Genomic DNA, 26,232 nt, shown 5'->3' with positions numbered 1-26,232 from the left:
GCACCTTCGTTTCTCAAATTTTTTACAGGATATGTTTGTTTGTAATTTTGTCTACAGTAATTTTCTTGACAGGTCTGAGGTTGCTGTAACAAATGCTACTTATGCACCACGATTCCGAAACACCAATACTACTACCAACTGAAGCTCCGGCAGCCCGCGTGCAGAACGCCAACGGCCGGGCACAGTGCGTTTTGGTATGCGAACATGCTAGCCGATTCATCCCAGCGTCACTGAACGGATTGGGCTTGACTGAAGACGCTGCATTGTCTCATGCAGCATGGGATATTGGCGCATTGGCGCTTTCGGTCGAACTGATGATGTCTTTGGACGCGCCTCTAGTTCATTCCTGCATCAGCCGTCTAGTTTACGACTGCAACCGCTCGCCTGAGCGTTCAGATGCAATGCCGCAGGTAAGCGAAGTGTTTTCCATCCCCGGCAACAAAAACCTGACGGACGCTCAACGTGCCCAAAGGATCCGCGAGGTTTATGAGCCGTTCAATCAGCTTTTGTCGTCCACTTTGGACGCGCGGGACCGGCCGCCTGTCGTTGTCACGATGCACAGTTTCACGCCCGTCTACAACGGAAAAACACGATCAGTCGAACTGGGCATTCTTCATGACGAAGACGACCGGGCAGCCCAACTTATGCTGCGCTGTGCAAAGGACTCGGATCTGAAAGCCGCGTTGAACGAACCTTACTCTGCCACGGATGGCGTCACGCATACGTTGCAGGAACATGCGATCAGTCGGGGGCTTCCGAATGTCATGGTCGAGGTTCGAAACGATCTTATCGACACTCCAACGGGAGTAGACCGAATTGCCGGGATACTGGCGCCGATCCTGCAAACGGTCATTAATGCGTATTCGCACACAGAGGCGAAACAATGAGAGTTGAGGTAACGAGATGAAGTTCTTGCGGGGCTACGTGGCGGTCATTGACCGAACGAACCGCTGGATCGGGCGCGTCGTCATGTACGGCATATTCGTCATGATGGGTATTCTGTTCTGGTCTTCGGTCTCTAAAACCTTTTTCGTGCCGTCTCTCTGGACGCTCGAGATGGCTCAGTTCGCCATGGTGGCCTACTACATGCTTGGTGGCCCTTATTCGATCCAGATGGGGTCGAACGTGCGAATGGACCTGCTTTATGGCGAATGGTCTCATCGCCGCAAGGCCTGGACGGATGCCTTCACGGTCGTATTCCTGATCATTTATCTGGTCATCTTGATGTGGGGGGGATGGGACAGCCTGATGTATTCCTTCCAATATGGTGGTGAGCGCAGCGCGACGATCTGGCGGCCCTACCTGTGGCCGGTCAAGCTGATCATGGTTATCGGCATCTTCCTGATGCTGCTGCAGGCCGTTTCCGAGTTGTTCAAGGATATTTTGCGCCTGTGCGGCGACGATATCCCGCGTGAGGTAATCTGATGTCATACGAGATGATTGCCTTGCTGATGTTTGCATCAATGATGCTTATGATGCTGACCGGCCAGCGCGTCTTTGGTGCAATCGGCTGTGTCGCTGTGGTTTCGGCCTTGTTCCTATGGGGAGATAGGGGCGGCTACGACTTAGGTTTTGCCGCTGCGATCAAAGTCATGAAGTGGTACCCGCTGCTGACACTGCCCATGTTCATCTTCATGGGATACATCCTATCCGAAAGTCGGATCGCAGATGACCTTTACAAGATGTTCCATGTCTGGATGGGCGGCTTGTCCGGTGGTCTGGCTGTCGGAACCATCGGGCTGATGGTTCTGATCTCGGCAATGAACGGGCTGTCCGTTGCTGGAATGGCGATTGGTGCCACGATCGCCTTGCCGGAATTGCTGCGCCGGAACTATGACAAGCGCATGGTGACCGGCGTCATTCAGGCCGGATCATCCCTTGGGATTCTGGTGCCACCATCCGTTGTTCTGGTTCTTTATGCCATGATCGCGCGGCAACCCGTTGGCCAGCTATGGCTTGCCGGAGTGATACCCGGGCTGATGATGGCGGCCATGTTCATCATCTACATTGTCATCCGTTGCCGCATCAACCCGTCGCTCGGCCCGGTCCTGCCCGCGGAAGACCGCGACATTCCGTTGCGAGAAAAGCTGCTGCTGTTGCAAGCCGGATTGTTACCCTTGGGCATTTTCATGGTGATGATGGTCCCTTTTGTTAACGGCTGGACTTCGTTGGTGGAATCCTCCGCCATCGGAGCCACTACGGCCATGCTGGCTGCCTTTCTGAAAGGACGGCTGACACGCACGGTTTTCGAGAATTCAATTCGGCACACCCTGGGCATCTCGTGTATGTTCATGTGGATCATTCTGGCGGCTCTGGCTTTTGGCGCTGTCTTCGACGGGTTGGGTGCGGTCAAGGCAATCGAAAGCCTGTTTACCGAAAAACTGGGTCTTTCCCCGTGGATGATCCTGGTTCTCATGCAGCTCAGCTTTATCCTGATGGGTACGTTTCTGGACGATACTGCCATGCTGGTTATCGTCGCGCCGCTTTACGTTCCGCTGGTGGGTGCGCTTGGATTTGATCTTATCTGGTACGGCGTGCTTTATACGATCACCACGCAGATCGCATACATGACGCCGCCATTCGGCTATAACTTGTTCCTGATGCGCGCGATGGCCCCCCCGGAGATTTCGCTGCGCGATATCTACAGTTCGATCGTTCCTTTTGTTCTGGTGATGGTCTGCGCCTTGGCCATAATCATCATCTTTCCTGAAATCGCGCTTTGGCTGCCGAATTATGTCTATGGAAATTAAGTCACAAGACCCCGGCAAGGGGCGAAGTTCAGCAAGACTAAACAGAGGAGAAAGACAATGACTACAAGACGCAGATTTCTAAGTTCCGCCGGTCTGGCGGGGGCCGCCACACTGGCATCTCCTGCGATCGTCAAAGCGCAATCCGCCATCAAGTGGCGGTTCCAGACCTATGCCGGTGGCGCATTGGGCGAACATGTGACCAAGCCAGCCATCGATTACATCAACGCCAATGCCAATGGCGAACTTGAGATCGAACTGTTCTATGCGGACCAGATCGTTCCGACAGGTGAACTGTTCCAGGCCCTGCAACGCGGCACGATTGACGGTGTGCATTCAGACGACGATTCCATGGCTTCGCCTACTCCGCTGCGTCAGTTCGGTGGTTATTTCCCCTTCGCCACCAAGCATATTCTGGACGTTCCGGTGCTGTTCAACCAATACGGTCTGGCTGATATCTGGCGCTCGGAATATGAGAAGGTTGGCGTGACGTGGCTGTCGGCAGCGGGTCAGGACCCCTGCAACTTTAACACCAAAAAGGAAATCAAGAGCCTTGGCGACCTGGATGGGCTGAAGCTCTATACCTTCCCGACGGCCGGGCGTTTTCTGGCCAAGTTTGGTGTTGTGCCGGTCAATATCCCTTACGAAGACGCGGAAGTGGCGGTACAAACCGGTGAGTTGGACGGAATGGCCTGGTCGGGCATCACTGAAGATTACACTGTTGGCTGGGCCAATGTGACCGACTATTTCCTGACCAACAACATCTCAGGCGCGTGGATCGGGTCCTGGTTTGCAAACCAGGAACGCTGGGCCGAGTTGCCTGACCACCTGAAATCGGTTGTGATGGCAGGTGTCGAAGCAGGCCACACCTATCGTAACCAGTGGTATTGGGGCGGCGAAGCAGCCTTGCGCGCGAATGGCGACAAACTGCAGTTGCGACAGGTTCCGGCGGCAGAATGGAAAGAAGTGGAAAATGCCGCTATCGAATTCTGGGACGAGGTCGCACAGGAAGGCGAAATTCACCAGAAGATCGTTGGCATCTTCCGTGAGTACAACTCGGTCATCAACCAGGCCGGCGCTCCTTACACTTTCGATTGATATCAAAACAGGGGCGCTGTCATTCAGCGCCCCTACTCAACGCATGAGGTTTGTTTCATGACCGCAACTCTGACTTTCGAAACCCTGAAATCGCTTGTCGCGGACGGCGCGATCGACACAGTATTGGTTTGCATGGTTGACATGCAGGGTCGGTTGATGGGCAAGCGTTTTCATGCAGGTCATTTTGTGGCTGGCGCGTGGGAAGAGACTCATTGCTGTAATTACCTGCTGGCCACGGATCTCGAGATGGCAACGCCGGATGGGTATGCCTCGACCAGCTGGGAGCGGGGTTATGGCGACTATGTGATGAAGCCAGACCTGAGCACATTGCGCCCGGTGCCCTGGCTGGAAGGCACCGCGATGGTGATGTGCGATATGCTGGATCACCACACCCATGAGGAAGTGCCACATGCGCCGCGCTCGATCCTGAAAAAGCAGGTGAACCGCCTGAAGGCGATGGGGTATGAGGCGATGTGCGCCACCGAGCTGGAATTCTTCCTGTTCGCGAAAAGCTTTGATGCGATCCGCAAAGAAGGGTTCCGCGATCTGGAGCCGATCTCGGGGTATAACGAAGATTATCACATTCTGCAGACCACCAAGGAAGAGCATGTGATGCGCCCGATCCGGAACCACCTGTGGGATGCGGGTATTCCGGTCGAGAACACCAAAGGTGAAGCCGAGGCCGGACAGGAAGAACTGAACATCAAATACGCGCCTGCGATGGACACGGCAGAGTATCACTCGATCGCCAAGAACGCGGTGAAAGAGATCGCCTGGCAGCAGGGTCATGCGGCGACCTTCCTGCCGAAATGGCATCATGAAAGGGTTGGCAGCTCGTCGCATGTGCATCAGTCGCTTTGGGCGGATGGCAAACCTGCCTTCTATGATGCCGGGGATGAACTGGGCATGTCGGCGCTGATGAAAAGCTATATGGCCGGCCTGCTGAAATACGCCGCTGATTACACGTATTTCATGGCGCCGTACATCAACAGCTACAAGCGGTTCATGAAGGGCACCTTTGCGCCGACGCGGATCATCTGGTCGGTAGACAACCGTACGGCTGGGTACCGCCTGTGCGGGGATGGCACCAAGGCGATACGGGTCGAGTGCCGTATTCCGGGATCGGACATGAACCCTTATCTGGCGATTGCAGGGATGCTGGCGGCAGGGATCGCGGGGATCGAAGAAGGGCTGGAGTTGCAGCCGCCGACCAAAGGCGATGTCTATCAGGGCGAGACGGGAAAGATCCCGGGTACTTTGAAGGATGCACGCAACGCTTTGCACGGATCACAGATGCTGCGCGCGGCCATGGGCGATGACGTTGTCGATCACTATACCCGCGCAGCTGAGGTCGAAATCGAGGAATTCGAACGCGTGGTAACCGATTGGGAAATTGCCCGCGGGTTTGAGCGGGCTTGAGATGGAGGAAGCGAGGGGCCGGCCCCTTCGCGCACCCCGGGATATTTATGGCCAGATGAAGCAGGGATCCTGCTCTCTTTAGAGATGGAGTGACTATGGGGCAGATGTTGCAATGTGTCTCGCCGATCGATGGATCGGTATTTGCCGAACGAGAAGTACTGTCTCGAGATGCTGCGTTTGAAATTGCTGACCGTGCGCGGGCGGCGCAGGCCGGATGGGCAGCGCGTCCGTTGCAGGAGCGGATTGATCTGGTGATGGCGGGCGTCGCGGCGGTCGGCGCGATGAATGATGAGATTGTTCCGGAACTGGCCCATATGATGGGCCGCCCGGTGCGCTATGGCGGCGAGTTTGGGGGATTCAACGAACGCGCCAGCCATATGGCAAAGATCGCCGAGACGTCACTGGCAGATATTGCCGTGGGCGAGGATGAAACCTTCAAACGCTATATCAAGCGCATTCCGCATGGGGTGGTCTTTGTAGTTGCGCCCTGGAACTACCCCTACATGACGGCGATCAACACGGTAGCCCCCGCTTTGATCGCGGGCAACACCGTTGTTCTGAAACACGCGACCCAGACCTTGTTGGTTGGTGAGCGGATGGCGCAGGCGTTCCATTCGGCGGGTGTGCCTGAAGACGTGTTCCAGAACGTGTTCCTCAGCCACGACGTGACCAATGATCTAATCGCGGGCAACGCGTTCGACTTTGTGAACTTCACCGGTTCGGTTGGTGGCGGTCAGGCCATGGAGCGTGCGGCGGCGGGGACTTTTACGGGCGTCGGCACTGAACTGGGCGGCAAGGATCCGGGTTATGTCATGGACGACGCCGATCTGGACGCGGCGGTTGACACGCTGATCGACGGCGCAATGTTCAATTCGGGCCAATGCTGCTGTGGGATCGAGCGTATTTACGTTCACGAAAGCCTTTATGACGACTTTGTCGCCAAGGCCGTAGACATCGTGAAGGGATACAAGCTGGGCAATCCGCTGGACACCGAAACCACGATAGGCCCAATGGCAAATGTGCGTTTCGCTGACGAGGTGCGCGCACAAATTGCCGAAGCGGTTGAGGCCGGCGCGGTCGCGCATATCGACCCCTTCCCCGAGGATGATGGCGGCGCGTATCTGACGCCGCAGATCCTGACCAATGTCACCCATGATATGCGGGTGATGCGGGACGAAAGCTTTGGCCCAGTTGTGGGCATCATGAAAGTGTCCTCGGATGCCGAGGCCATCGCGCTGATGAATGACAGCGAATTTGGCCTGACTGCCAGCCTTTGGACCCGCGATGTGGATCGCGCGGCGCGTGTGGGCGACCAGATCGAGACCGGCACCGTCTTCATGAACCGGGCCGATTATCTGGATCCTGGGCTGTGCTGGACCGGTTGCAAGAATACCGGACGCGGCGGTGGTCTTTCGGTCATCGGCTATCACAATCTCACCCGTCCAAAATCCTACCACCTGAAGAAGGTCACGGGCTAAGGACGACGGCCTGCTCGGGTCTGACCTCCTCGCCCGAGCAGGTCTCAAATCACAAAGGAAACCTGACATGTCACTTGTTGGAAACTGGTCCTATCCGACCGCAATCAAATTTGGTGCCGGGCGCATCAAGGAACTGCCCGCAGCCTGTGCCGCAGCCGGGATGAAGAAACCCCTGCTGGTCACGGACAAAGGGTTGGCCGATCTGCCGATCACAGCGGCGACGCTGGATATCATGGAGGCGGCCGGTCTGGGCCGCGGTGTATTCAGTGATGTGGACCCAAACCCAAATGAGAAAAACCTCGACGCAGGCGTTGCGGCATACAAGGCCGGTGGGCACGATGGTGTGATTGCCTTTGGCGGCGGCTCGGGGCTGGATCTGGGCAAGATGGTCGCCTTCATGTGCGGCCAAACGCTCCCGGTATGGGACTTTGAGGATATCGGCGACTGGTGGACCCGCGCCGACGCGGATGCAATCGCGCCGATCATTGCGGTTCCAACGACTGCGGGGACCGGGTCCGAGGTTGGTCGTGCCAGTGTCATCACCAATTCCGAGACCCACGCCAAAAAGATCATCTTCCACCCCAAGGTCCTGCCGACGGTGGTGATCTGCGATCCTGAACTGACGGTTGGGATGCCCAAATTCATCACCGCAGGCACCGGTCTGGACGCCTTCGCGCATTGCGTCGAAGCCTATTCGAGCCCGCATTATCACCCGATGAGCCAGGGCATCGCACTGGAAGGCATGCGTTTGGTGAAAGACTATCTGCCGCGCGCCTACGCAGATGGCAGCGACATTGAGGCCCGCGCCCAGATGATGAGCGCGGCGGCCATGGGCGCGACCGCGTTCCAGAAGGGACTGGGCGCGATCCACGCCATGAGCCACCCGGTTGGCGCGCACTTTAACACCCATCACGGCACCACAAACGCGGTCTGTATGCCTGCCGTGCTGAACTTTAACGCCCCCGCCATCGCCGACCGGTTCCAGAACGCTGCCGCCTATCTGGGCATCAAAGGCGGGTTCGATGGCTTCCGCGCCTTTGTGCAGGAATTCAACGACAGCCTTGGTATCCCGCGAAAGCTGGCAGACCTCGGCGTGACCGAAACCTCAATCCCAACCCTCGTCGAAGGCGCAATCATCGACCCTTCATGCGGCGGGAACCCGATTGAGTTGACCAAAGGAAACCTGACACAGCTGTTCAAAGCAGCACTGTAAAAAAACAAGCGCCCGGCAAGGAACCTGCCGGGCGCTTTAAGAACTGTTCTACTGGTGCCGGATCAATGCCCGGTCAGTACCAGAGTGTTGACCGGCATCAGGATCAGGCGCAAACGCAAACCTGCCGCATGGACCACGCCAATTGTGTCAACCACATGCAGGAAAGCAGCTTGCCAAAAGCCCAAATCCTCGTGTTCCAGACGGTCATGGTTGTCGGTGTAGACATTGGCCAGACAGTTGCTGCCTGGAGGAATGTCATCGGCCATACCTTTATACAGCGGCTCCATAAAGACCAGAATTGATCCGGGATTAGTATTGTTCTGTACATCCCGCAATTCATCTGATGGACGGATCTGGCCGGACGGTATGACATCCTGCACCTCGATCACCACAGTGGGGATAACGGTGAAAGGCTTGGTCATGCAGCCCAACTCACCGATCATACCTGGTTTGATCACCTGAGCAGACAGCTGGTTGAAAGCCGCCTGAAAACGGTCATGTCCGGTATGCGATGGAACGAGGATGCCAGCAGGGCGCAACAAGGGGCTCACGTAATCACCGACTTGCAGGCTAAACTGCTCGACCCGTCCGGTAACACCGGCGACAATCAGTGTTTTGTCCAACTCGGTCTGCGCGGCGTCCAGCTGTGCTATGGCACTGGCCAGTTGCGCGGGGATCAGCTCCTCGATCTGCTGTTCAACTGCCGCACGTCTAGATTCGGCCGCAACAACCTGCGCCTCACGCTCGGCAACAAGGTTTTCCAACCGCTCAATCTCGGTCAGTCGGACAGCGCTTGAACCTTGGTCGCGCAGGGTCGTATTTCTTTCAAGATCGTCCAAGGACTGCGCCAAAGCTGCCTTGGCACCGGCAATACCGGCATCAGCCTCGGCCAGATCAGTTTCAGCGACACGCAGCGAGGCCTGAACCTGTGCGATCTGTGCATTTGCCGCCTGAACCTGCGCTGCCTGGCTGAAATCTTCGATCCTGAAAATCGGCTGACCAGCGGTTACCAACTCGTTATTCTTGACAAATATTTCCGAAACGCGACCGCCAAGTTGCGGCAGGATCGTCACGGTTCGAAAATAGGACGCTGCGGTTTTACTGGCTGGGTGAAAATAGAACAGCGTGGTGATTACCGTCAGCGCCAGAATGGCACAGGTCGTAAGACCCCAGCGCAATTCGTACCACATAGTGAAAAGGGTGATCTCGTGACCGATACGTTTGCCCTGAACAAACCGGCGGAACAGATAATCGGGCAGTACCGTGATCAAGGCGCACAGCAGGGTCTCAATCATGTGTTTTGCTCCTGCACGTCGGTGACTTCTGAAACGCCAGGGGTTGGAGCAGGTGCCTCGGGCACCGGTTCCGGAGCAATTGCACCTCCAAGAGAACGAATGGCATCGGCGATGTTTCTAAGTGGGGAGGCGAAATCCGGAAACTGGAATCCTGCGACCAGTACAGCGGCAATCCAGAATATCCCGTTATGTGTAAACAGGGCCAGCAGTGCCAGAATGCCCACCAACTGAAATTGCGGATGGTTGTTCTCGTGCGCCATTTTTTCCGGAACCGAATGAAGCGTCAGGTACCCAACACCGATCAGCACCACGAGAATGACAAAGAAGACGACCATAGCCGAAAAAAGGTAATCGCTTCCGTCAGCTGCGACGATATATCGGGGAATGTGCCCAGTGGCCATTGGATGAAGATCTGCTGCGGTCACCTTGCCCTCCTGTTCGTTTTGATACTTCTTTGAACGGGTTGAAGCCCAAATTCAAGGCTGCTTATAGTTCGGAGATTCTTCGAAATGCCAAGTGCTTGACCCAGAGAGTTAAATGAAACCCAGAAAACTTGTGGCGAACCTGCTGCGGAAGGAACACAAATAATGATCGATTTCTTCGTCATCGGGGGCGGAATTGCCGGGTTGAGTGCGGGCGCGCGCTTGTCGGAACATGGAACCGTGATGGTTTTGGAAGCCGAAGACGCCTTGGGGTATCACGCGTCGGGTCGCTCGGCAGCCCTGTTTGAGCAAAGCTATGGCCCGCCATCCGTGGTGGCGCTGAACAGGGCTGGGGCCGCGTTCCTGCACACACAGAACGGTGGGTACCTGACACGGCGCGGACTGATGTTGATCGGTTCGTTTGACCAAATCGAAGTTTTCGAAGCCGACCGCAAAGATCTGAACATGGAAAGAATTCCCATCGATCAGGCGGTTTCGAGCGTTCCGATCCTGAACCCGGCCAAGGTGGGTTTCGCGGCTATCAGTGAAGCTGCGTTTGACATCGATACCGATCGCCTGTTGCAGGATTTCGCGCGGGCCATTCGCCAGAACGGAGGAACCGTTGCAACGAAAAGCAAAGTAACCGGTATTCGAAAAGAGCGGCATTGGCTGGTCGAGGCCGGGCAAATCTTCGAAGCCCGCAATTTGGTAAATGCGACCGGTGCATGGGTGGACGAGATCGCCAAGCTTGCCGGCATACCGCCTATCGGCATCTCTCCTCGCCGCCGATCAATGGCGCGGCTGCCCGCCCCCGGGGGCCATGATGTATCCGGATGGCCCATGATGCTGGGCACGGGTGAAACATGGTACGCCAAACCGGACGCGGGCAAGCTGCTTGTTTCGCCTGCCGAAGCCGACCCGGTACCACCTCAGGACGCCTATGCCGACGATATGGTGCTGGCCGAAGGTCTGGCGCGCTATGAAGAATTGATGACCGAACCAGTAACACGCGTCGAAACAAACTGGGCAGGATTGCGCAGTTTCGCACCAGATGGAACCTTGGTGCTTGGGCCTGACCCGATTGATCCATCGTTCATCTGGTCTGCGGGTCAAGGCGGGTATGGTTTTCAAACAGCACCAGCAGCTTCGCAGTTGTTGTGTGATCTGGTCGTTGGAAACACGCCGGTGCTGGATCCAGACAGCATCAAATCGCTGACCCCAAACAGGTTGGACAGATGATAAAACGCAATCTACCGCCCTCTGCGAGTGTCGCCAACGCGGGTGAGGATGGAAAACTGGTGGCCCCGGCAGCGACGCGAAACTTGGATGCGCTTTGTGCGTTGCTACAAGACTGGGCACCGCGCCGCGGGCACGCGCTGGAGATTGCAAGCGGAACCGGTCAGCATGTCTGTGGATTTGCTGATTTGCTGCCCGATCTGACGTGGCATCCCACCGAACCTGACCCTGAGCGCCGCAATAGCATCGACGCCTATGCCAGCGCCTTACCCAACGTGGCAGGCGCCGAATATCTGGACGCAACGAATTCGGGCTGGCATACGCGCTTCCCACCGCAGGACCTGATCGTCTTGATCAACCTGATACATTTGATCAGTTGGCAGGACACCAGAACCATTTTCGCCGAAATCGCTCAGTCCCTGACTGAAAATGGGAGGTTCGTTTTGTACGGCCCATTCAAACGCTCGGGCCAATTGACAAGCGACGGGGACAAAAGGTTTCACGAGGCTCTGATCGGGCAAGATCCAGACATTGGATACAAGAACGACGAAGATATGCTTGGCCTGTTTAAGGACGTAGGGTTGCGCGTGCTGAAAACCATCGACATGCCCGCAAATAACCTTGCATTTGTTTCCGAGCGCCCGGTCAACTGATCGAGATCAAAGTCAACTTACCACTGCCCGCACATATTCCCGTTATCTTATATGAAAAAGGCACTCAAAATGGCTTGGCAAGAAAAGCTCTCGGCGACGCGCACCAGTTTGCGCAACCTCAACGGGGCCATTCCCGACACTTCGCGCGCATTCGGCGCGCTTGGGAAGGCTGTGAAGGAAGGCGGAACGCTCGACTATAAAACCAAGGAATTTATTGCGTTGGGCATGTCGGTATCGCTCCGCTGCGAGCCCTGCATTACTCTGCACACCGATGCGTTGGTCAAAGCGGGCGCAACACGCGAGGAGGTGTCCGACGTTTTGGGTATGGCCATTCAGATGGGTGGTGGACCAGCCATGATGTATGCTGCCAAGGCGTTGGAATGTTTCGACGAACTATCCGCGTAACCAACAGAAAAGGCCCCGGAAATTCCGGGGCCTTAGATTGATCAGCCGTCCTTGCGGATGGTTTCGTTTTTCGGATCATAGGGGCTGTCGCATGTCACGACAGCATCCCACAACTTGTCCTGCATCTTGACCTTCAGCTTGGTGCCTTCGACCGCCAGATCAGGCCTCACATAGCCAATGCCGATCGACTTCTCGAACGCGACAGAATAGCCGCCCGAGGTCAGTCGACCTACACGCTCGCCTTCCGGCGTATACAGCGCCTCGCGGCCCCACGGGTCAGCATCCGCTGGACCGTCGATCAGCAAGGTGCAGCACTTGACGCGCACACCGGTCTCTTCCAGCTTGGCCTTGCCGTGGAAGTCCTTGGACAGGTCGACAAAGCGCGGCAGGTCGGCTTCCAGCGGGGTCGCATCGCGGCCCAGTTCGGTGCCAAAGGCGCGATAGGACTTCTCCTGACGCAGCCAGTTCTGGGCACGAGCACCAACCAGTTTCATGCCGTGCTTTTCACCGGCTTTTTCCAGCAGGTCGAACAGGTAGTTCTGCATCTCGATCGGATGGTGCAGTTCCCAGCCCAGCTCACCGGTATAGGCCACGCGGATCGCGTTGACCGGGCACATGCCCAACTCGATCTGACGGGCCGACAGCCACGGGAAGCGCTTGTTGGACAGTGCGGTTTCCGGATCGGCGTCCTTGATGACTTCTTTCAAAACGTCACGCGACTTGGGTCCGGCGATGGCGAAGACGCCCCATTGCGTGGTCACGTCCTGGATTTCGATGTAACCGAACTCCGCCATCTTGTCCTCGGCCGCTTTACGCAGGTAGTCGGCGTCGTACTCAGTCCATGCACCGGCAGAGACGATGTAGTAGTTGTTCTCGCCATTGCGGACGATGGTGTATTCGGTGCGGGTGGTGCCATTCGAGGTCAGCGCGTAGGTCAGGTTGATACGACCGACCTTGGGCAGCTTGTTGCAGGTGAACCAATCCAGGAACTGCGTGGCACCGGGGCCTTTGACAACATGCTTGGTGAAGGCCGATGCGTCGATCAGGCCAACGCCTTCGCGGATCGCTTTGGCCTCTTCGACGGCATATTGCCACCAGCCGCCACGGCGGAACGAGCGCGCTTCCTTGTCGAAATTCTCGGGCGCGTCCAGCGGGCCGAAATAGTTCGGGCGTTCCCAGCCATTGACCCAGCCGAATTGAGCACCGCGGGCTTTCTGGCGATCATAGGCCGGAACGGTGCGCAGCGGACGGCAGGCTTCACGCTCTTCATCCGGGTGGTGCAGGATGTAGACATGCTCGTAGCATTCTTCATTCTTACGCGCCGCGAACTCGGTGGTCATCCAGTTGCTGCTGTAACGCTTAGGGTCCAGCGATGCCATGTCGATCTCGGCTTCGCCATCGACCATCATCTGTGCCAGATAATAGCCGGTGCCGCCCGCAGCGGTGATGCCAAAGCTGAAACCCTCAGCCAGCCACATGTTGCGCAAACCCGGAGCCGGACCAACCAGCGGGTTGCCATCCGGTGTATAGCAGATCGGGCCGTTGAAATCATCCTTCAGGCCGGATTCGGCACAGGACGGCACGCGCTCGGCCATTGCCATATACTGCTCGGCGATCCGGTCCAGATCCAGCGGGAACAGGTCGGCGCGGAAGCTGTCCGGAACGCCGAATTCGAACTGCGCAGGGGCGCCGTGTTCGTAGATACCAAGAATCCAGCCACCGCGTTCTTCACGTGCATAGGATTCGTTGTCGGCATCGCGGACAACGGGGTGCTCTGGGTTGCCTGCTTCGCGCCATTTGACCAACTCGGGGTCTTTGTCCATGACGATAAAGGTGTGTTCGACCGGGATTGCAGGCATTTTGATGCCCAGCATCTTGGCAGTGCGCTGCGCGTGGTTGCCCGACGCGGTCACAACATGTTCGGCGGTGATTACGACCTGCTCGTCGGAAGGCACCAGGTTGCCGCCCTTTTCGACCATCTTGGTGCAGGTCACTTCCCAGTGAGTGCCGTTCCAGTGGAAGGCGTCAGCCTGCATCTTGCGCACGATTTCGACGCCACGCTGACGGGCCCCCTTGGCCATCGCCTGAGTCACGTCGGCAGGGTTAATATAACCGTCCTCGGTGTGATAGATCGCGCCCTTCAGATCCGATGTCTCGATCAGCGGCCAGCGTCCCTTGATCTGGTCCGGGGTCAGCCATTCGTATTTCACATCACAGGTTTCGGCGGTCGAGGCATAGAGCATGTATTCGTCCATACGCTCTTGCGTCTGTGCCATGCGCAGGTTGCCCACAACCGCGAAGCCTGCATTCAGGCCGGTTTCTTCCTCAAGCGTCTTGTAGAAATCCACCGAATACTTGTGGATATGGGTCGTCGCATAGGACATGTTGAACAGCGGCAACAGGCCCGCGGCGTGCCAGGTGGACCCGGACGTCAGTTCGTCCCGTTCGATCAACATCACATCGTCCCAGCCCGCTTTGGCCAGATGATAGGCAATCGAGGTCCCGACGGCGCCGCCGCCTACGACCAATGCTTTGACTTGGGTTTTCATAACCGGGCGTCTCCCCTTGAAATCAGTTGACACCATATGGCGCACTTAAGGGGGAAAGCGCGACATTCATCCGACCAGTGATATGAAAAAAACGACCCGAATATCGAAAGCGGGTCGCAATTCATTCGTTGGACCGCTGCCCTCAACCACCGGAACGGCAACGTTTGCTTGTTCCGACCGAGACGCAAACTAATTTGCCACTTTCTTCCGAGGGATTCTTCACCGCCGGTTCCTGTGATGGCGAAGGCTGCGCCTCTGCCGTGAACCAGCCGTCAGAAAGACCGACACGCAAGGATACCGAGGCAAGATATTCTTTCACGCCCAAACCACTTTCCGATGCTTTGGCTTGCTGAACATTGTCCAGCCCTGCAACGGCCAACCCGCAGATGGCTACAAACCCCGCCAGATATTTTACGCTCATGTCGACCATCCTCTGTCATCAACCCTGTGAAACCAGAACATGTGGACGTTTTGAGGGCGCAAATACGGACTAGAGGGCGAATACGGCTACGTGTCGTCCGACAAGATCTTGCCGGGATTCATGATGTTGTTTGGGTCCAGCGCGGCCTTGATCGCAGCCATGTACCGCGTGGCAGCACCCAGTTCCCTGTTCAGATACGGTCGCTTTCCCTGCCCGATGCCATGTTCACCGGTACATGTGCCTTCCATGGATATCGCCATGTCGTTCAGCCAGCCGACAAACGCCTCGGCCTTGGCAACTTCTTCAACGTTTTCCATGTCGATCAGCAGCAGCGTATGGAAATTGCCGTCCCCCACATGGCCCACGATGGGGGCCAGCAAGCCGAGGCCAGCAGCTTTCTTCTGCGTTTCGGTCACACATTCGGCCAGGCGCGAGATCGGTACACAGACATCGGTCGAGATGCCCCGCGCACCGGGGCGCAGTTGCAGACACGCCCAATACATATCGTGCCGTGCCTGCCAAAGTTTGTTCCGTTCTTCGGTGGTCGAAGTCGCTGCAAAATCCGTGCCGCCAAACTCTTCGGCGATCTGACCAAAGGTTTCAGCCTGCTCTGTGGCACCGCTTTCCGAGCCGTGAAACTCCAGCAACAACAACGGTGTATCCGGCAGACTCAGCCCGGAATAGGCGTTGGCGGCCTGAACCGACAACTCGTCCAGCAACTCGATCCGGGCAACCGGGATGCCATACTGAATCGTCATCATCACCGCACGGCACGCGGCATCGACAGTCGGAAAGGAACACCGGGCCGAACTGATCGCTTCGGGGATACCCTGCAACCGCAATGTCAGCTCGGTGATGATTCCCAGCGTGCCTTCCGCCCCGATCAGAAGACGGGCCAGATCATAGCCGGCCGAAGATTTCTTGGCCCGGTGCCCGGTACGGATGATCTGACCGTCTGGCATCACGGCTTCAAGGCTGAGAACGTTGTCCTTCATCGTCCCATAGCGCACCGCATTGGTGCCCGACGCGCGAGTGGCAGCCATTCCACCCAGCGACGCATTCGCCCCGGGATCAATCGGAAAGAACAGGCCCAGATCGCGCAGATGGGTATTCAACGCTTCGCGCGTGACACCGGGCTGCACGACACAATCCAGATCCTCAGCATGAACTGCAAGCACACTATCCATTTGCGTCAGATCGACCGAGATGCCCCCCGCTGGCGCATTTACATGCCCTTCCAGAGATGTTCCTGTTCCGAACGGGATCACTGGCACCCGATGCGCCGCGCAGGTTTTGACGATGTCCGAAACATCCTGCGTCGAATGCGGGAAAACCACGGCATCGGGGCTTTGGTTTTCGATCCAGGTCGTGGTGTGCCCATGTTGTTCACGGACAGCGGCACCCGTTTGCAACCTGTCGCCAAAGCGCTGCTTGAGAATGCTTATGACGGTTTCAATACCAGCTTCATTCCTTGGCAATGCGGTTGCCTGCACCATTGTCATCCTCCCCTGCCCCAAAGCATTTCGGGCCTTTCAACCTATGACTAAAAGGCCCGTTGAAAGCAGGCAATCCCCACTAATACCGAGGGTCTATTCGCCCAGCGCAATCCCTTCGCGGCGCGGGTCGGCACCACCGCTCAGCCCGTCACCGATTTCGATGGCGTGCAGCCCCGAAGTCAGGTCGCGTGCGTTGACTTCAAAACCCAGCTGAGCAAGCGCGTCTGTAAATCCTTCCGCAGAAGTCGCTGCCTCGACATCATATGTTCCGAACCGGTTGACCAGATGAGGCAGGGAAACCGCCTGCTGCACGTCCAATCCCCAATCGGCCCAGGCGATGATGGACTTGGCGACATAGCCGATAATCCGGCTGCCGCCCGGAGACCCGATAGCCAGAACCGGCTCACCATCCTGCAACACGATAGTCGGGCTCATGGATGAGCGCGGACGCTTGCCAGGCTCCAGCCGGTTGGCAATCGGCACGCCGTCGCTGTGTGTCTTGAACGAGAAATCTGTAAGCTCGTTGTTCAGCAGAAACCCGTTTGTCATCAGGCGTGACCCAAAACCATTCTCGATCGTAGTCGTCATCGACAGCACATTGCCATAGCTGTCCACGATCGAGATATGCGAGGTTGACGGCAGTTCCAGCGACACGTCGTCTGCCCAAATCAAAGCATGGTCAAATTCCGGTTTACCCGGTGCGACCTCGGACAAGGCCACCTCGCTTTCCAGCAAGGCTGCCCGCTGGGTCAAATAACCCGGATCAACCAGCCCCTTGGTGGGCATGGGTATGAAATCACTATCGGCCATGTACCGCCCACGATCCGCAAAGGCGAGGCGCGAAGCATCGCCGATCAAGCGCCATGCCTCGACGCTCTCAGCGCCCATTGCTGCAAGATCATAGCTGTTCAACATCCCCAGAATCTGCCCGACGGTCAGCGCACCCGACGACGGCGGGCCCATGCCGCAAACCTCGTAGGCGCGGTATTCGGCACAGACCGGTTCACGTTCGATCACCTGGTAGAGCGCCAAATCCACCCCTGCAAGAACGCCGGGATTTCCTGGGGCATTGCGAACAGTTCGCACGATATCCGAAGCGATTTCACCTCCGTAAAAACCGGCAGCGCCATCGCTGGCCAGCACGCGCAATGTTTCGGCATAATCCGGGTTCATCAACCGCTGCCCCTGCTGCAACGGCTGACCGTCAGGCAGGAAATATGCGGCTGTTTCGGGAAAGCGCGACAGGCGGTCAGCATCGTTTTCTACAAGGCTGGCCAGACGCGGGGAAACCAGAAACCCTTCATCCGCCAATCGGATACCGTCGGCAAACAGTCCGGGCCAAGACGCGCGCCCCCATCTTCGATGCGCCTCTTCCAGCAGTGCAGGCGTACCCGGTGTACCCACCGACAATCCGCCCACCACCGCATCGAAGAATTTCAGCGGCTCGCCGTTTTCATCCTGAAACAGCGTCGGGGTAGCGGCAAGGGGTGCCGTTTCGCGCCCGTCCAGCGTTGTCATCTGCCCGCTGGCCGCGTCGTACCAAACCAGAAACGCACCCCCGCCCAGACCAGAAGATTGCGGCTCGACCAGCCCCAGCACGACCTGCACGGCAACCATCGCATCCGCGGCAGACCCGCCCGCGCGCAGCACTTTGGCCCCGGCCTCGACCGCCAGCGGATTGGCCGCAGCTATCATCCAGTTTTCGGATGTGACAGGAACTCCCTCAAGCTTGGCTTCGAGGGCCGCAATAACCTCGTCGGTCATCGCCTGAACCTGCCCTTCTGTCGCGGCTTCGGGTGCAACGGCATCGGCTGTTTCCTGCGCGAACCCCGGTGTCGAAATAGCAAGTGCGGTAGTAAGCAGCAGTGCTGAAACATGTCTCATCTGTTCTAACCCTCCAATACAATATTTATTTTCAATCCTGTAAGGATTTTGCCCCCTCTGCAACGATCAGGCATGGCAGCGTGTTATCACAGCGAAGTTTCGCCATTTCCCCTATGGTTCGGTTTCTTCGGCGCGACGATCCTGATCATAGCGGGTTGTCTCGGCAAATTCGGGTAGCCACGCCTCGCGCCGTTTGGTCCAGCATTCATATGTCGGTATGAATTGGTCAGGCGCGTCAAGACAGCCCAGATGCACTTCGACTTCGGCACCGCTTCGGGCAAATACCGGAGATCCGCAATCAGGGCAAAAGTACCGGTCAGAATAACCTTTCACATTTCCAGTGATCTTAACCGCATCCGCCGGAAAAATAGCCGCTGCGTAAAACAACGCGCCATGGTGTTTGCGGCAGTCCAGACAATGGCAAATCCCGACGCGAAGAGGACAACCCGAAGCCGTGACGCGCAGTTTTCCACAACGGCATCCCCCTTCAAACACGTCCATCCATGATCCTTTCCGACGCGTCAGAGCATCGCAGGCACAACCTGATCCGGTGGGCGGTGGCCATCTTCGAAGGTTTTGATGTTGATGATGACTTTTTCACCCATCTCAACCCGGCCCTCCAGCGTGGCCGACCCCATATGCGGCAGCAGAACCACGTTGGGCAACTGCCGCAAGCGCGGGTTCACACCGGTTCCCTGTTCGTAGACATCCAGCCCCGCGCCCGCAATTTCACCCGCGCGGATCATCCGGGTCAAAGCGTTCTCGTCAATAACCTCACCCCGCGAAGTATTCACGATCACTGCCGAGGGTTTCATCAGCTTTAGGCGGCGCGCGTTCATCAGGTGGAAGGTCGACGGCGTCGATGGGCAGTTGATTGATATCACGTCCATACGCGCCACCATCTGATCCAGGCTTTCCCAATAGGTCGCCTCCAGCTCTTGCTCAATCTCTGGGCGCAATCTGCGGCGGTTGTGATAATGGATCTGCATACCAAACGCCTTGGCGCGGCGGGCCACAGCCTGTCCGATCCGGCCCATGCCCAGAATACCCAAACGCCGCCCGCCAATGCGACCACCCAGAAACGCGGTGGGGGCCCACCCGGTCCAGTCGCCTTGCTGCATGACGCTCAACCCTTCGGGAATGCGCCGTGTGACAGCGAGAATCAGGGCCATGGTCATATCTGCCGTGTCGTCGGTCAGCACACCGGGCGTGTTGGACACCAATATGCCGCGCTGCCGCGCCGTCGCCACATCGATATTGTCGACACCGGCCCCGTAATTGGCGATCAGCCGCAGTTTTTCACCTGCCTGACCCAATAGTCCGCCATCAATGGTATCGGTCACCGTAGGCACCAGAACATCGGCATCCTGCACCGCTGCTACTAATTCTTCACGCGTCATTGGGGTGTCGTCGTCGCGCAGGCGCACGTCAAACAATTCGCTTAACCGGGTTTCTACTGCCTCAGGCAACCGTCGCGTAACGACAACACTTAAACGTTCTCTTGGCACCTCGGCTCTCCCACTGCTTTGCAAACGGACGCGCGCCATGGCATCGTGGCGCAGGATAAGGCGGGGCACAAGAACCCCAATGGCATTGAGTCGACCTTTTTTCAAAACCGGATCAACAGGCATAAGAGCGGGCAGTCAGTGAGTGGTATTCGACCGGTAAAACGCCGATCTTTGGCGGTAGTTTCCGCATTTCTGGTCATGTTCGGTGCGTGCGCCGCACATGCCGAAGTCAAACGCGGATCGGTCACCAACCTGCCCCTGCCCCGATATGTGTCGATGAAGGCAGCCGAAGGGAACGTGCGGCGCGGACCATCCCTAACCCACCGAATCGATTGGGTATTCAAAAGGCGTGGCATGCCGCTGCAGGTCACTGCCGAATATGGCAACTGGCGCAAGGTCCAAGACCGCGACGGCGCGGGTGGCTGGGTTCACTATGCCTTGTTGTCTGGCGTCCGAACGGTGCTGATCGAATCCGAGATGCTGCCTGTTTATGCCCGCCCCGACCCGACCTCGCCCGTGAATGCCCATTTCGAGACCGGAGTAGTGGCGCGACTTGGAGCCTGTTCGCTGGACTGGTGCAGGATCACCGCCGGCGGATACCGTGGCTGGACACTGAAATCGAACCTTTGGGGCGTCGATCCTTCCGAAATTCGGGAATAGGTGAAAGACAAATTCCGGTATCCGCGGTTGCGCATCGCCCCGAAAAAGCGCGACAAGCTGTTTGAGTTACCGGCCCAATCGCCGCTTAACTCGACCTAAACGGAGGACCCTATGCGCGCAGTCACCTATTCAGCCTTCGGAGACGCTGTCGATGTCTTGCGTGTTCAGGATATTCCCCCGGTTCCGCCTGGACCGGGTGAAGTCACGGTCGAGTTGTCTTATTCCGGCGTAAATCCCTCGGACGTCAAGGCCCGCGCGGGAACCCGACCGGGTGTCACAGAACCTCCGTTTCCGCTGATCGTTCCGCACAGCGACGGGGCTGGAGTCATCACAGCGGTTGGCGATGGCGTACCCGCGACGCGGATTGGTCAGCGCGTGTGGATTTGGAACGGGCAATGGCAACGCGCGTTCGGTACAGCTGCCAGCCACATCACCCTGCCTGAATCTCAGGCTGTGGAACTGCCCGAGACGGTGTCACTTGAAACCGGAGCGATTCTTGGAATTCCGGGCCTTACCGCAAGCCACGCAGTGTTCTCGGGCGGCACGCCGCGCGGGCAAACCATTTTGATCCATGGTGGGGCGGGTACTGTCGGGTATCTGGCTGTCCAGCTTGCCAAATGGGCCGGAGCCAAAGTGATCGCAACGGCCAGCACTCGCAGCTTTGACCGGGTCAAAGCAGCCGGTGCAGATGTCGTTCTCGACTACTCCGGTGAACACCTTTCGGATCAGATTCTCGACGCAAATGATGGACGTGCAATTGGTCGAATCGTCGATGTCGAATTTGGACAGAACCTTAACACCAACATTGCCGTCATCGCCGAGAACGGCCGTATCAACGCATATGGATCTGCCCGGAATATGACACCTGTCTTTCCCTTTGGACCCATGATGTTCAAGGCCGTGACACTCGAGGCGGTCCTGATCTACCTGCTGCCCGCAGATTTGCGCGCCGCCGCAATAAAGACACTCCACAAGGCACTGACTGATGGCGCATTGACCTGCCCCGTACATAAGGTCTTTACACTGGAAGAATGCGCTGCCGCCCATGCGATGGTACAGGAAGGCAACCGTATCGGAGCGGTGTTGATCGACACCAAATGAGGGGCCTTCAAAAAAATTTTACGGCGCTCGCTTTTTTTGCAAAACGCTCTTGAACCCTGCCATCAACAATCGTAGATAGCCGCTCACCGTTGGGGTGTAGCCAAGTGGTAAGGCAGCGGTTTTTGGTACCGTGTATCGTAGGTTCGAATCCTACCACCCCAGCCAGCTCATCAGAACATGGAACAACGACAGGCGCTTGGGTCACCGATACCCGAGAAATGCCCCCGTTTATGCCCCAGTGGTTTCGGGTGTTCCGACGTCCTCTTTCCTAACCTCTAGCAGGGGTTCTATGGGGGTGGGGAATAGGTATAAGTAATGAATAGAAACCGGAGGATAGAGAGACCCGAGTATCCTCGTTCCTGATCATAATACACAGAGGGAGGAGGAGGTTATGGGGGAGATAGAGGACCCATGGCACTCGCGGCCAATCGACGTTCACCGCTGGTCGGATCACCCCGAGGTCGCTGAATTGGTCGACCGCATCTGGGACGGCTACCTGCCGAGTGATCAGACGTCCGGACCGAAGCCGAAGACTGCATTCAGGCATCAACTCCGGGTGTTGGTCCTTTCTAGGCATAGCCGTCCTCCAGTGATATGCCTCCGGGAGACTGACGAAATTCGTGATCGAGCATCAAGTTGGCAAGCAAACGCAATGAACGTACCAGAAGTGGCGTAGTAGGCTTAGACGACCTAAAAGCTGCTGTGGGCTCCCATTTCTTCGTCTGGTCGCTCCTAGAGAGACAACTAGCGCAATCGTTGGCGTACCTTGAACGGCAGAGCACAACGCAAGCTGTGTACGGCATTTCTAGAGTCCTTGAGCGTTGGAAGAAGTTGCTCGGAGAATTGGCTGGCAAAAACATTTCAAACACAGATTTCATCGAAGACCTATTCGTTACGATGTCGGAAGGTTTGGAAATGCGGAACAGAATTGCTCATGGCATTACCGGGCTTTATGCGGAGGGAGGTACCGCGTCCACTGTGTTCATCCAGACTGCATTGAATGGCAAACCTCGGGAAATCAGCTACGAAGACTTAACGTTAACCAATGAACGATTGAATTTAATCGCCTCACATATGGATCGCATTACAAGCGTGGTGTTCCACTTGGATTCAACTGCATCACAGAACATCCGCTCTGAGATACTCGGTCGTCTTCACCCGTAGTGGCTATTCTCCCAGATCCAAATTTTACCCAATGGTTCACTCCGGCGGTTCCGAATTCAGTGCCATCTATGTATACGGCACCACCTCTCGCCCTGTCCGCCTCTCATGTTCCGCCAACCTCTGAAGATATCCTTCGGACCGGGCCGTCTGCCGCCATATCACATAATCTTTCACATGGTCGGCACTGGAGTCGGCTTGTTCGTCCAGCCCATAGAACTGGTTCGACGTTGGCAACGGAGCACCGACCACTTCTTCTGAAGCCTCGGCCATCACCCGCTTCAGTTCGCCCACTCTGGTGTAATCGACGATAAAACTGTCATGCACGGATAAGACTGGAACGACTTGATCGCAGAAGTAACGATGAACGCGCTCCGCTATCTGGCTATCAAGGTTCATCAACTGGATACCTTGATCTGCGAACAGAAAGTCCCTGATGTGAGGGGTCTTCTCCAGGAAGCCAGCCAGTAGAGCATCCAGTTGCTCGTTAGTCAGTGTCTTGCCTGCGTGGCCGGTTGGAAAGCCATCACGAAACGCCCGGAAAGCAGCATCCCTAGAACCAGCGTTTACCGCTGTGAGTACAAGCCGCTTGATAAATTGACGCTGTAGCACTGGAGGTAGCCATGCACCCAGTATGTCGGGCAACTCATAGGGATCGCCAGCAAGTTCTTTTCCTGCTCGAAGGCTGAGCAACGAGACATGGAGACTGCGGAAGTCCACCTCGACGACGGGCGTATCGTTGATGAAGATCTTCGACCTCCAGTCACTGTTGATCTGCTGCCACCAACCACCGTGAAAGCGCCCATTCAGGTTGAAGTTTGCGCGGCTGAATATCCGGCGGGTGAACTTGTGATGATGGTCGGTGGTGACATCATCGACCCTTGGTTCATCCAATACAGGGATATCAATGAAAGCATCAGCGATTACTTGGTTATAGCGCTCAAGCTCAGCCCGCATTCTAACGATCTCGTCGGTATCCTCGTACTCGACCAGTGCCTCTGCGTTGTCGCCTCTGAGAATGATGATTTCTTCACCTTCGACCCGACCAATATCATCTCGTCTGAATGCCACTTCGGCGAACCATCCCTGCAGCACCTCAGAGGCTCGTATCCTCGTCGTTCTGTTCCCCCGAGCCAGAGGACCCGAGTAACTGCCCTTTGCAACATCCAATAGTCCTGCTTCGATTAGGCTGTGAATGATCGGGATGATCTTCTTGGATATATGGATCGCGTTATAGCGGGAAGACGTGTCCCAGTAGTTCGAGGACATGGATACGCCGATAGACAGTTCCGGGTCTTCCAACCAAGCGACATACAGGTCTAGAACCAACACCCGCAGTTGATGCCTGAATGCAGTCTTCGGCTTCGGTCCGGACGTCTGATCACTCGGCAGGTAGCCGTCCCAGATGCGGTCGACCAATTCAGCGACCTCGGGGTGATCCGACCAGCGGTGAACGTCGATTGGCCGCGAGTGCCATGGGTCCTCTATCTCCCCCATAACCTCCTCCTCCCTCTGTGTATTATGATCAGGAACGAGGATACTCGGGTCTCTCTATCCTCCGGTTTCTATTCATTACTTATACCTATTCCCCACCCCCATAGAACCCCTGCTAGAGGTTAGGAAAGAGGACGTCGGAACACCCGAAACCACTGGGGCATAAACGGGGGCATTTCTCGGGTATCGGTGACCCAAGCGCCTGTCGTTGTTCCATGTTCTGATGAGCTGGCTGGGGTGGTAGGAATCCTTGCCGACCGATGAAACCAAAGAGCTTTTCCAACCGGTGACCGGAACTGGGGCGGTTTCGGGGGCATTTTCAACCGCTGACTTACCCGTTTACTGGTGCCGACGGGTGCTGACGAGACCGCTAGATCGATCGTTCTCTGGCGCTGAGACGACCGCTGACGAGTGTTTCCGGGGGCTGACGGGGGTCGCTGGTGCTGGGGCGGAAACTTGTACTGGCGCTCTGTGTCCCAGTTCACAGAACCTCTCGTTCATCCAGGTTAACGTCACGTCATCATTGGGAGGTCGCAATGCTTCGTAAGGCTTCAAATACCTGGCACACTCACACCGAACACGCAGTAACCATGATACACCCGGTTGTGCGTATCTTGCGTCATTGCACCCAGATGCAACGCCAAGTGAACCGCTACCACTGAATTCGAGTGCGGTTAGCTGACATTGAAGGCCTCTAAGGTACCGCGTGAATGTCACAAACTGCGCCAACTGCAATCTTTAAATTAATAATCTTCAATCAGAATGGAAACAGCCTAAAGGTTGAGGCTGACTATGCATAACTTCTGAAACTTTCGGGCCTTCTAGAGCTCAATCCTCTGGGACCGCTAGTGCTCGCTTTCTTTATCTGGATCGGTTTGTGTATCCCCACTTTCTCTACGCCTCGGTGGGTTTAGGCTTGCTAACTGCGACGGAACAGCGCCAATGGCGCCACCGACAGACGCTGCCGCCGACCCAATTGCGCTACCCACTGGTGCCACGGTTCTAGATACGGAGAATTTTCCTTCGTCTGCGAACACCTTTGAAATCCGCTCCAAGGCCATTTCTTCTCGCTCATCTAGGATGCCGTCAGCTTCAGCGACAGCTTGCAGGAAAGTCATAATGTCTGAATACATATGCTGAAAACTGCAATCAGGGTTATCTCTGGTGAACGCGCCAAGTGTTTGCGCCGTCGCTTTGATGTTATATTCATCCAGTCGAAGTTTCACGAACTCAAAACCACGTTCGGCAAATTGCTCCGAATAACCCCACTCTTCTACGAAATAGCACCTAATGGCTGCTTCTTCTGCTTCATCGACTCTTTCGTCAACTTGGGCAACCTTCATGGCAAGCGGGGCCAATAGGTCGAAAATGCCTAGCCCCAAGACGTCCAGAGGTGTGTTGATGAAAGTGGGAATTACGGTCGTCTTTTTGTTATCAGATTTCAGATAACGGGTAATTCCGAGCCACGCGCCACCAGAAATAACGCTGGCCGCAGCTATCCATCCGACCGGAGTGGCCGCAGTCGCAGTTCCGAGTCCTATAGCAGCGAGCAAACTCGGAGCAGCAAAGAACTTCTGAGCGATCATAGCAGAGCTGGCAACTTGAGCTCCCGTCGCGGCAATTCCTGCGACATCCCAAGCTTCAAATAGCGCTTTTTTCACGCGAATGGACGTGTAGGCGTTCTCGCCAATCCCCAGCTTTGCCTTGAACCGCATATCGTCGTGAACAACGTCAACGACGCCATCAAACCAACCGTGTTCCATTAGCTGATCCCGGTTTTCAGAGCGTTAAACTCGGCTAAAGATGCCATTACTCGTCTCTCGACTGCTTTATTTGAAAAATCCATGACTGCGCCAGCGGACATTCCAAAGAGAACCAGTATCGGAGTCACTATTGGGCCCAGCACCCATCCAATTGTCTGACGTCAGCACCAATGGGACAGTTTTGGTCGATTTGATAAGAGAGGGTTTCTGGCTCATCGTAACCGCCAAG

23 protein-coding genes and 1 tRNA gene are annotated in these 26,232 nt (G+C 56.5%); 14 read left to right on the top strand and 10 right to left on the bottom strand.

Annotated elements, in window-relative coordinates; translation table 11 throughout:
• The first annotated feature begins 92 nt into the window (after positions 1–92).
• From AC2FLO_RS07905 to AC2FLO_RS07875, 7 genes are all read left to right on the top strand, one after another.
• Positions 93–887: an N-formylglutamate amidohydrolase gene (locus AC2FLO_RS07905; protein WP_496806594.1), complete on the top strand. Its 795-nt coding sequence runs from the start codon at positions 93–95 to the stop codon at positions 885–887.
• Between the two features lie 16 nt (positions 888–903).
• Complete coding sequence (locus AC2FLO_RS07900; protein ID WP_480582780.1) at positions 904–1,425, top strand: TRAP transporter small permease subunit; 522 nt, start codon at positions 904–906, stop codon at positions 1,423–1,425.
• Positions 1,425–2,750, top strand: a complete 1,326-nt coding sequence (locus AC2FLO_RS07895; RefSeq protein WP_267367377.1) for a TRAP transporter large permease — start codon at positions 1,425–1,427, stop codon at positions 2,748–2,750. Before AC2FLO_RS07900 ends, AC2FLO_RS07895 begins: the two co-directional genes overlap by 1 nt.
• 57 nt (positions 2,751–2,807) lie before the next feature.
• Positions 2,808–3,845: a TRAP transporter substrate-binding protein gene (locus AC2FLO_RS07890; RefSeq protein ID WP_209504652.1), complete on the top strand. Its 1,038-nt coding sequence runs from the start codon at positions 2,808–2,810 to the stop codon at positions 3,843–3,845.
• A gap of 57 nt (positions 3,846–3,902) precedes the next feature.
• Positions 3,903–5,264, top strand: coding sequence for a glutamine synthetase family protein (locus AC2FLO_RS07885; RefSeq protein ID WP_267364712.1), 1,362 nt, complete (start codon positions 3,903–3,905; stop codon positions 5,262–5,264).
• A gap of 95 nt (positions 5,265–5,359) precedes the next feature.
• Entirely contained in the window at positions 5,360–6,742 is a 1,383-nt protein-coding gene (locus AC2FLO_RS07880) for an aldehyde dehydrogenase family protein (protein ID WP_480582777.1), read from the top strand.
• A 67-nt stretch (positions 6,743–6,809) separates the two neighbouring features.
• On the top strand, positions 6,810–7,955 hold the full coding sequence (locus tag AC2FLO_RS07875) for an iron-containing alcohol dehydrogenase (protein ID WP_496752781.1): 1,146 nt from the start codon (positions 6,810–6,812) through the stop codon (positions 7,953–7,955).
• Positions 7,956–8,017: 62 nt separating this feature from the next.
• On the opposite strand, the gene AC2FLO_RS07870 is transcribed toward AC2FLO_RS07875, so the two are convergent.
• Positions 8,018–9,250: an HlyD family secretion protein gene (locus tag AC2FLO_RS07870; protein WP_496752782.1), complete on the bottom strand. Its 1,233-nt coding sequence runs from the start codon at positions 9,248–9,250 to the stop codon at positions 8,018–8,020.
• A complete protein-coding gene (locus AC2FLO_RS07865) occupies positions 9,247–9,651 on the bottom strand; it encodes a hypothetical protein (protein ID WP_480585213.1) in 405 nt (134 codons plus the stop codon). Before AC2FLO_RS07865 ends, AC2FLO_RS07870 begins: the two co-directional genes overlap by 4 nt.
• Positions 9,652–9,837: 186 nt before the next feature.
• Between AC2FLO_RS07865 and AC2FLO_RS07860 the strand changes: the two genes are divergently transcribed.
• The 3 genes from AC2FLO_RS07860 (at position 9,838) to AC2FLO_RS07850 (ending at position 11,966) form a co-directional block, all read left to right on the top strand.
• A complete protein-coding gene (locus tag AC2FLO_RS07860; protein WP_496752783.1) occupies positions 9,838–10,911 on the top strand; it encodes an NAD(P)/FAD-dependent oxidoreductase in 1,074 nt (357 codons plus the stop codon).
• Positions 10,908–11,561: a DUF938 domain-containing protein gene (locus AC2FLO_RS07855; protein WP_496752784.1), complete on the top strand. Its 654-nt coding sequence runs from the start codon at positions 10,908–10,910 to the stop codon at positions 11,559–11,561. The genes AC2FLO_RS07860 and AC2FLO_RS07855 overlap by 4 nt, the downstream gene beginning before the upstream one ends.
• A gap of 69 nt (positions 11,562–11,630) precedes the next feature.
• Positions 11,631–11,966 carry a carboxymuconolactone decarboxylase family protein gene (locus AC2FLO_RS07850; protein ID WP_209504659.1) on the top strand — a complete coding sequence of 112 codons (336 nt, stop codon included), beginning with the start codon at positions 11,631–11,633 and terminating at the stop codon, positions 11,964–11,966.
• Positions 11,967–12,007: 41 nt separating this feature from the next.
• On the opposite strand, the gene AC2FLO_RS07845 is transcribed toward AC2FLO_RS07850, so the two are convergent.
• The 6 genes from AC2FLO_RS07845 to AC2FLO_RS07820 all read right to left on the bottom strand — a co-directional run bounded on the left by AC2FLO_RS07845 (position 12,008) and on the right by AC2FLO_RS07820 (position 19,824).
• The gene (locus AC2FLO_RS07845) at positions 12,008–14,515 is read right to left on the bottom strand and encodes a GcvT family protein (RefSeq protein ID WP_496752785.1); all 2,508 of its coding nucleotides are present in this window, start codon (positions 14,513–14,515) and stop codon (positions 12,008–12,010) included.
• Between the two features lie 142 nt (positions 14,516–14,657).
• Positions 14,658–14,936 carry a hypothetical protein gene (locus AC2FLO_RS07840; protein WP_480582762.1) on the bottom strand — a complete coding sequence of 93 codons (279 nt, stop codon included), beginning with the start codon at positions 14,934–14,936 and terminating at the stop codon, positions 14,658–14,660.
• A gap of 86 nt (positions 14,937–15,022) precedes the next feature.
• Positions 15,023–16,432, bottom strand: a complete 1,410-nt coding sequence (locus AC2FLO_RS07835) for an FAD-binding oxidoreductase (protein ID WP_496752786.1) — start codon at positions 16,430–16,432, stop codon at positions 15,023–15,025.
• Between the two features lie 93 nt (positions 16,433–16,525).
• The gene (gene ggt / locus AC2FLO_RS07830; protein WP_496752787.1) at positions 16,526–18,316 is read right to left on the bottom strand and encodes a gamma-glutamyltransferase; all 1,791 of its coding nucleotides are present in this window, start codon (positions 18,314–18,316) and stop codon (positions 16,526–16,528) included.
• Positions 18,317–18,427: 111 nt separating this feature from the next.
• Positions 18,428–18,817, bottom strand: a complete 390-nt coding sequence (locus AC2FLO_RS07825; RefSeq protein WP_480482077.1) for a GFA family protein — start codon at positions 18,815–18,817, stop codon at positions 18,428–18,430.
• Positions 18,818–18,837: 20 nt separating this feature from the next.
• Positions 18,838–19,824 (bottom strand): 2-hydroxyacid dehydrogenase, encoded by a 987-nt coding sequence (locus tag AC2FLO_RS07820; RefSeq protein WP_480482079.1) that lies wholly within the window; start codon positions 19,822–19,824, stop codon positions 18,838–18,840.
• A gap of 198 nt (positions 19,825–20,022) precedes the next feature.
• On the opposite strand from AC2FLO_RS07820, the gene AC2FLO_RS07815 reads away from it, so the two are divergent.
• The 4 genes from AC2FLO_RS07815 (at position 20,023) to AC2FLO_RS07800 (ending at position 22,749) form a co-directional block, all read left to right on the top strand.
• Positions 20,023–20,484 (top strand): SH3 domain-containing protein, encoded by a 462-nt coding sequence (locus AC2FLO_RS07815; protein WP_480910106.1) that lies wholly within the window; start codon positions 20,023–20,025, stop codon positions 20,482–20,484.
• Positions 20,485–20,595: 111 nt separating this feature from the next.
• Positions 20,596–21,585 (top strand): NADPH:quinone reductase, encoded by a 990-nt coding sequence (locus AC2FLO_RS07810; RefSeq protein WP_496752788.1) that lies wholly within the window; start codon positions 20,596–20,598, stop codon positions 21,583–21,585.
• A 90-nt stretch (positions 21,586–21,675) separates the two neighbouring features.
• Positions 21,676–21,750 (top strand) — tRNA-Gln (locus tag AC2FLO_RS07805).
• Positions 21,751–22,221: 471 nt separating this feature from the next.
• Positions 22,222–22,749 carry a hypothetical protein gene (locus AC2FLO_RS07800; RefSeq protein ID WP_496755278.1) on the top strand — a complete coding sequence of 176 codons (528 nt, stop codon included), beginning with the start codon at positions 22,222–22,224 and terminating at the stop codon, positions 22,747–22,749.
• Positions 22,750–22,815: 66 nt separating this feature from the next.
• Here the strand turns inward: AC2FLO_RS07800 and AC2FLO_RS07795 are convergent, their stop codons facing one another.
• Entirely contained in the window at positions 22,816–24,243 is a 1,428-nt protein-coding gene (locus AC2FLO_RS07795; protein ID WP_496804442.1) for a hypothetical protein, read from the bottom strand.
• Between the two features lie 842 nt (positions 24,244–25,085).
• Positions 25,086–26,003: a TerB family tellurite resistance protein gene (locus tag AC2FLO_RS07790; RefSeq protein ID WP_496811667.1), complete on the bottom strand. Its 918-nt coding sequence runs from the start codon at positions 26,001–26,003 to the stop codon at positions 25,086–25,088.
• Positions 26,004–26,232: the final 229 nt, after the last annotated feature.

Source organism: Ruegeria sp. TASC047 (assembly GCF_059612445.1).
The sequence above is the reverse complement of the archived record's forward strand: the minus strand, read 5'-3'. Positions and strand labels throughout refer to the sequence as shown.

Coding starts and splice junctions, on each gene's coding strand:
- AC2FLO_RS07905 (WP_496806594.1), top strand. CDS start 93: ATGCTACTTATGCACCACGATTCCGAAACACCAATACTACTACCAACT.
- AC2FLO_RS07900 (WP_480582780.1), top strand. CDS start 904: ATGAAGTTCTTGCGGGGCTACGTGGCGGTCATTGACCGAACGAACCGC.
- AC2FLO_RS07895 (WP_267367377.1), top strand. CDS start 1,425: ATGTCATACGAGATGATTGCCTTGCTGATGTTTGCATCAATGATGCTT.
- AC2FLO_RS07890 (WP_209504652.1), top strand. CDS start 2,808: ATGACTACAAGACGCAGATTTCTAAGTTCCGCCGGTCTGGCGGGGGCC.
- AC2FLO_RS07885 (WP_267364712.1), top strand. CDS start 3,903: ATGACCGCAACTCTGACTTTCGAAACCCTGAAATCGCTTGTCGCGGAC.
- AC2FLO_RS07880 (WP_480582777.1), top strand. CDS start 5,360: ATGGGGCAGATGTTGCAATGTGTCTCGCCGATCGATGGATCGGTATTT.
- AC2FLO_RS07875 (WP_496752781.1), top strand. CDS start 6,810: ATGTCACTTGTTGGAAACTGGTCCTATCCGACCGCAATCAAATTTGGT.
- AC2FLO_RS07870 (WP_496752782.1), bottom strand. CDS start 9,250: ATGATTGAGACCCTGCTGTGCGCCTTGATCACGGTACTGCCCGATTAT.
- AC2FLO_RS07865 (WP_480585213.1), bottom strand. CDS start 9,651: ATGGCCACTGGGCACATTCCCCGATATATCGTCGCAGCTGACGGAAGC.
- AC2FLO_RS07860 (WP_496752783.1), top strand. CDS start 9,838: ATGATCGATTTCTTCGTCATCGGGGGCGGAATTGCCGGGTTGAGTGCG.
- AC2FLO_RS07855 (WP_496752784.1), top strand. CDS start 10,908: ATGATAAAACGCAATCTACCGCCCTCTGCGAGTGTCGCCAACGCGGGT.
- AC2FLO_RS07850 (WP_209504659.1), top strand. CDS start 11,631: ATGGCTTGGCAAGAAAAGCTCTCGGCGACGCGCACCAGTTTGCGCAAC.
- AC2FLO_RS07845 (WP_496752785.1), bottom strand. CDS start 14,515: ATGAAAACCCAAGTCAAAGCATTGGTCGTAGGCGGCGGCGCCGTCGGG.
- AC2FLO_RS07840 (WP_480582762.1), bottom strand. CDS start 14,936: ATGAGCGTAAAATATCTGGCGGGGTTTGTAGCCATCTGCGGGTTGGCC.
- AC2FLO_RS07835 (WP_496752786.1), bottom strand. CDS start 16,432: ATGGTGCAGGCAACCGCATTGCCAAGGAATGAAGCTGGTATTGAAACC.
- ggt (WP_496752787.1), bottom strand. CDS start 18,316: ATGAGACATGTTTCAGCACTGCTGCTTACTACCGCACTTGCTATTTCG.
- AC2FLO_RS07825 (WP_480482077.1), bottom strand. CDS start 18,817: ATGGACGTGTTTGAAGGGGGATGCCGTTGTGGAAAACTGCGCGTCACG.
- AC2FLO_RS07815 (WP_480910106.1), top strand. CDS start 20,023: ATGTTCGGTGCGTGCGCCGCACATGCCGAAGTCAAACGCGGATCGGTC.
- AC2FLO_RS07810 (WP_496752788.1), top strand. CDS start 20,596: ATGCGCGCAGTCACCTATTCAGCCTTCGGAGACGCTGTCGATGTCTTG.
- AC2FLO_RS07795 (WP_496804442.1), bottom strand. CDS start 24,243: ATGGGGGAGATAGAGGACCCATGGCACTCGCGGCCAATCGACGTTCAC.
- AC2FLO_RS07790 (WP_496811667.1), bottom strand. CDS start 26,003: ATGGAACACGGTTGGTTTGATGGCGTCGTTGACGTTGTTCACGACGAT.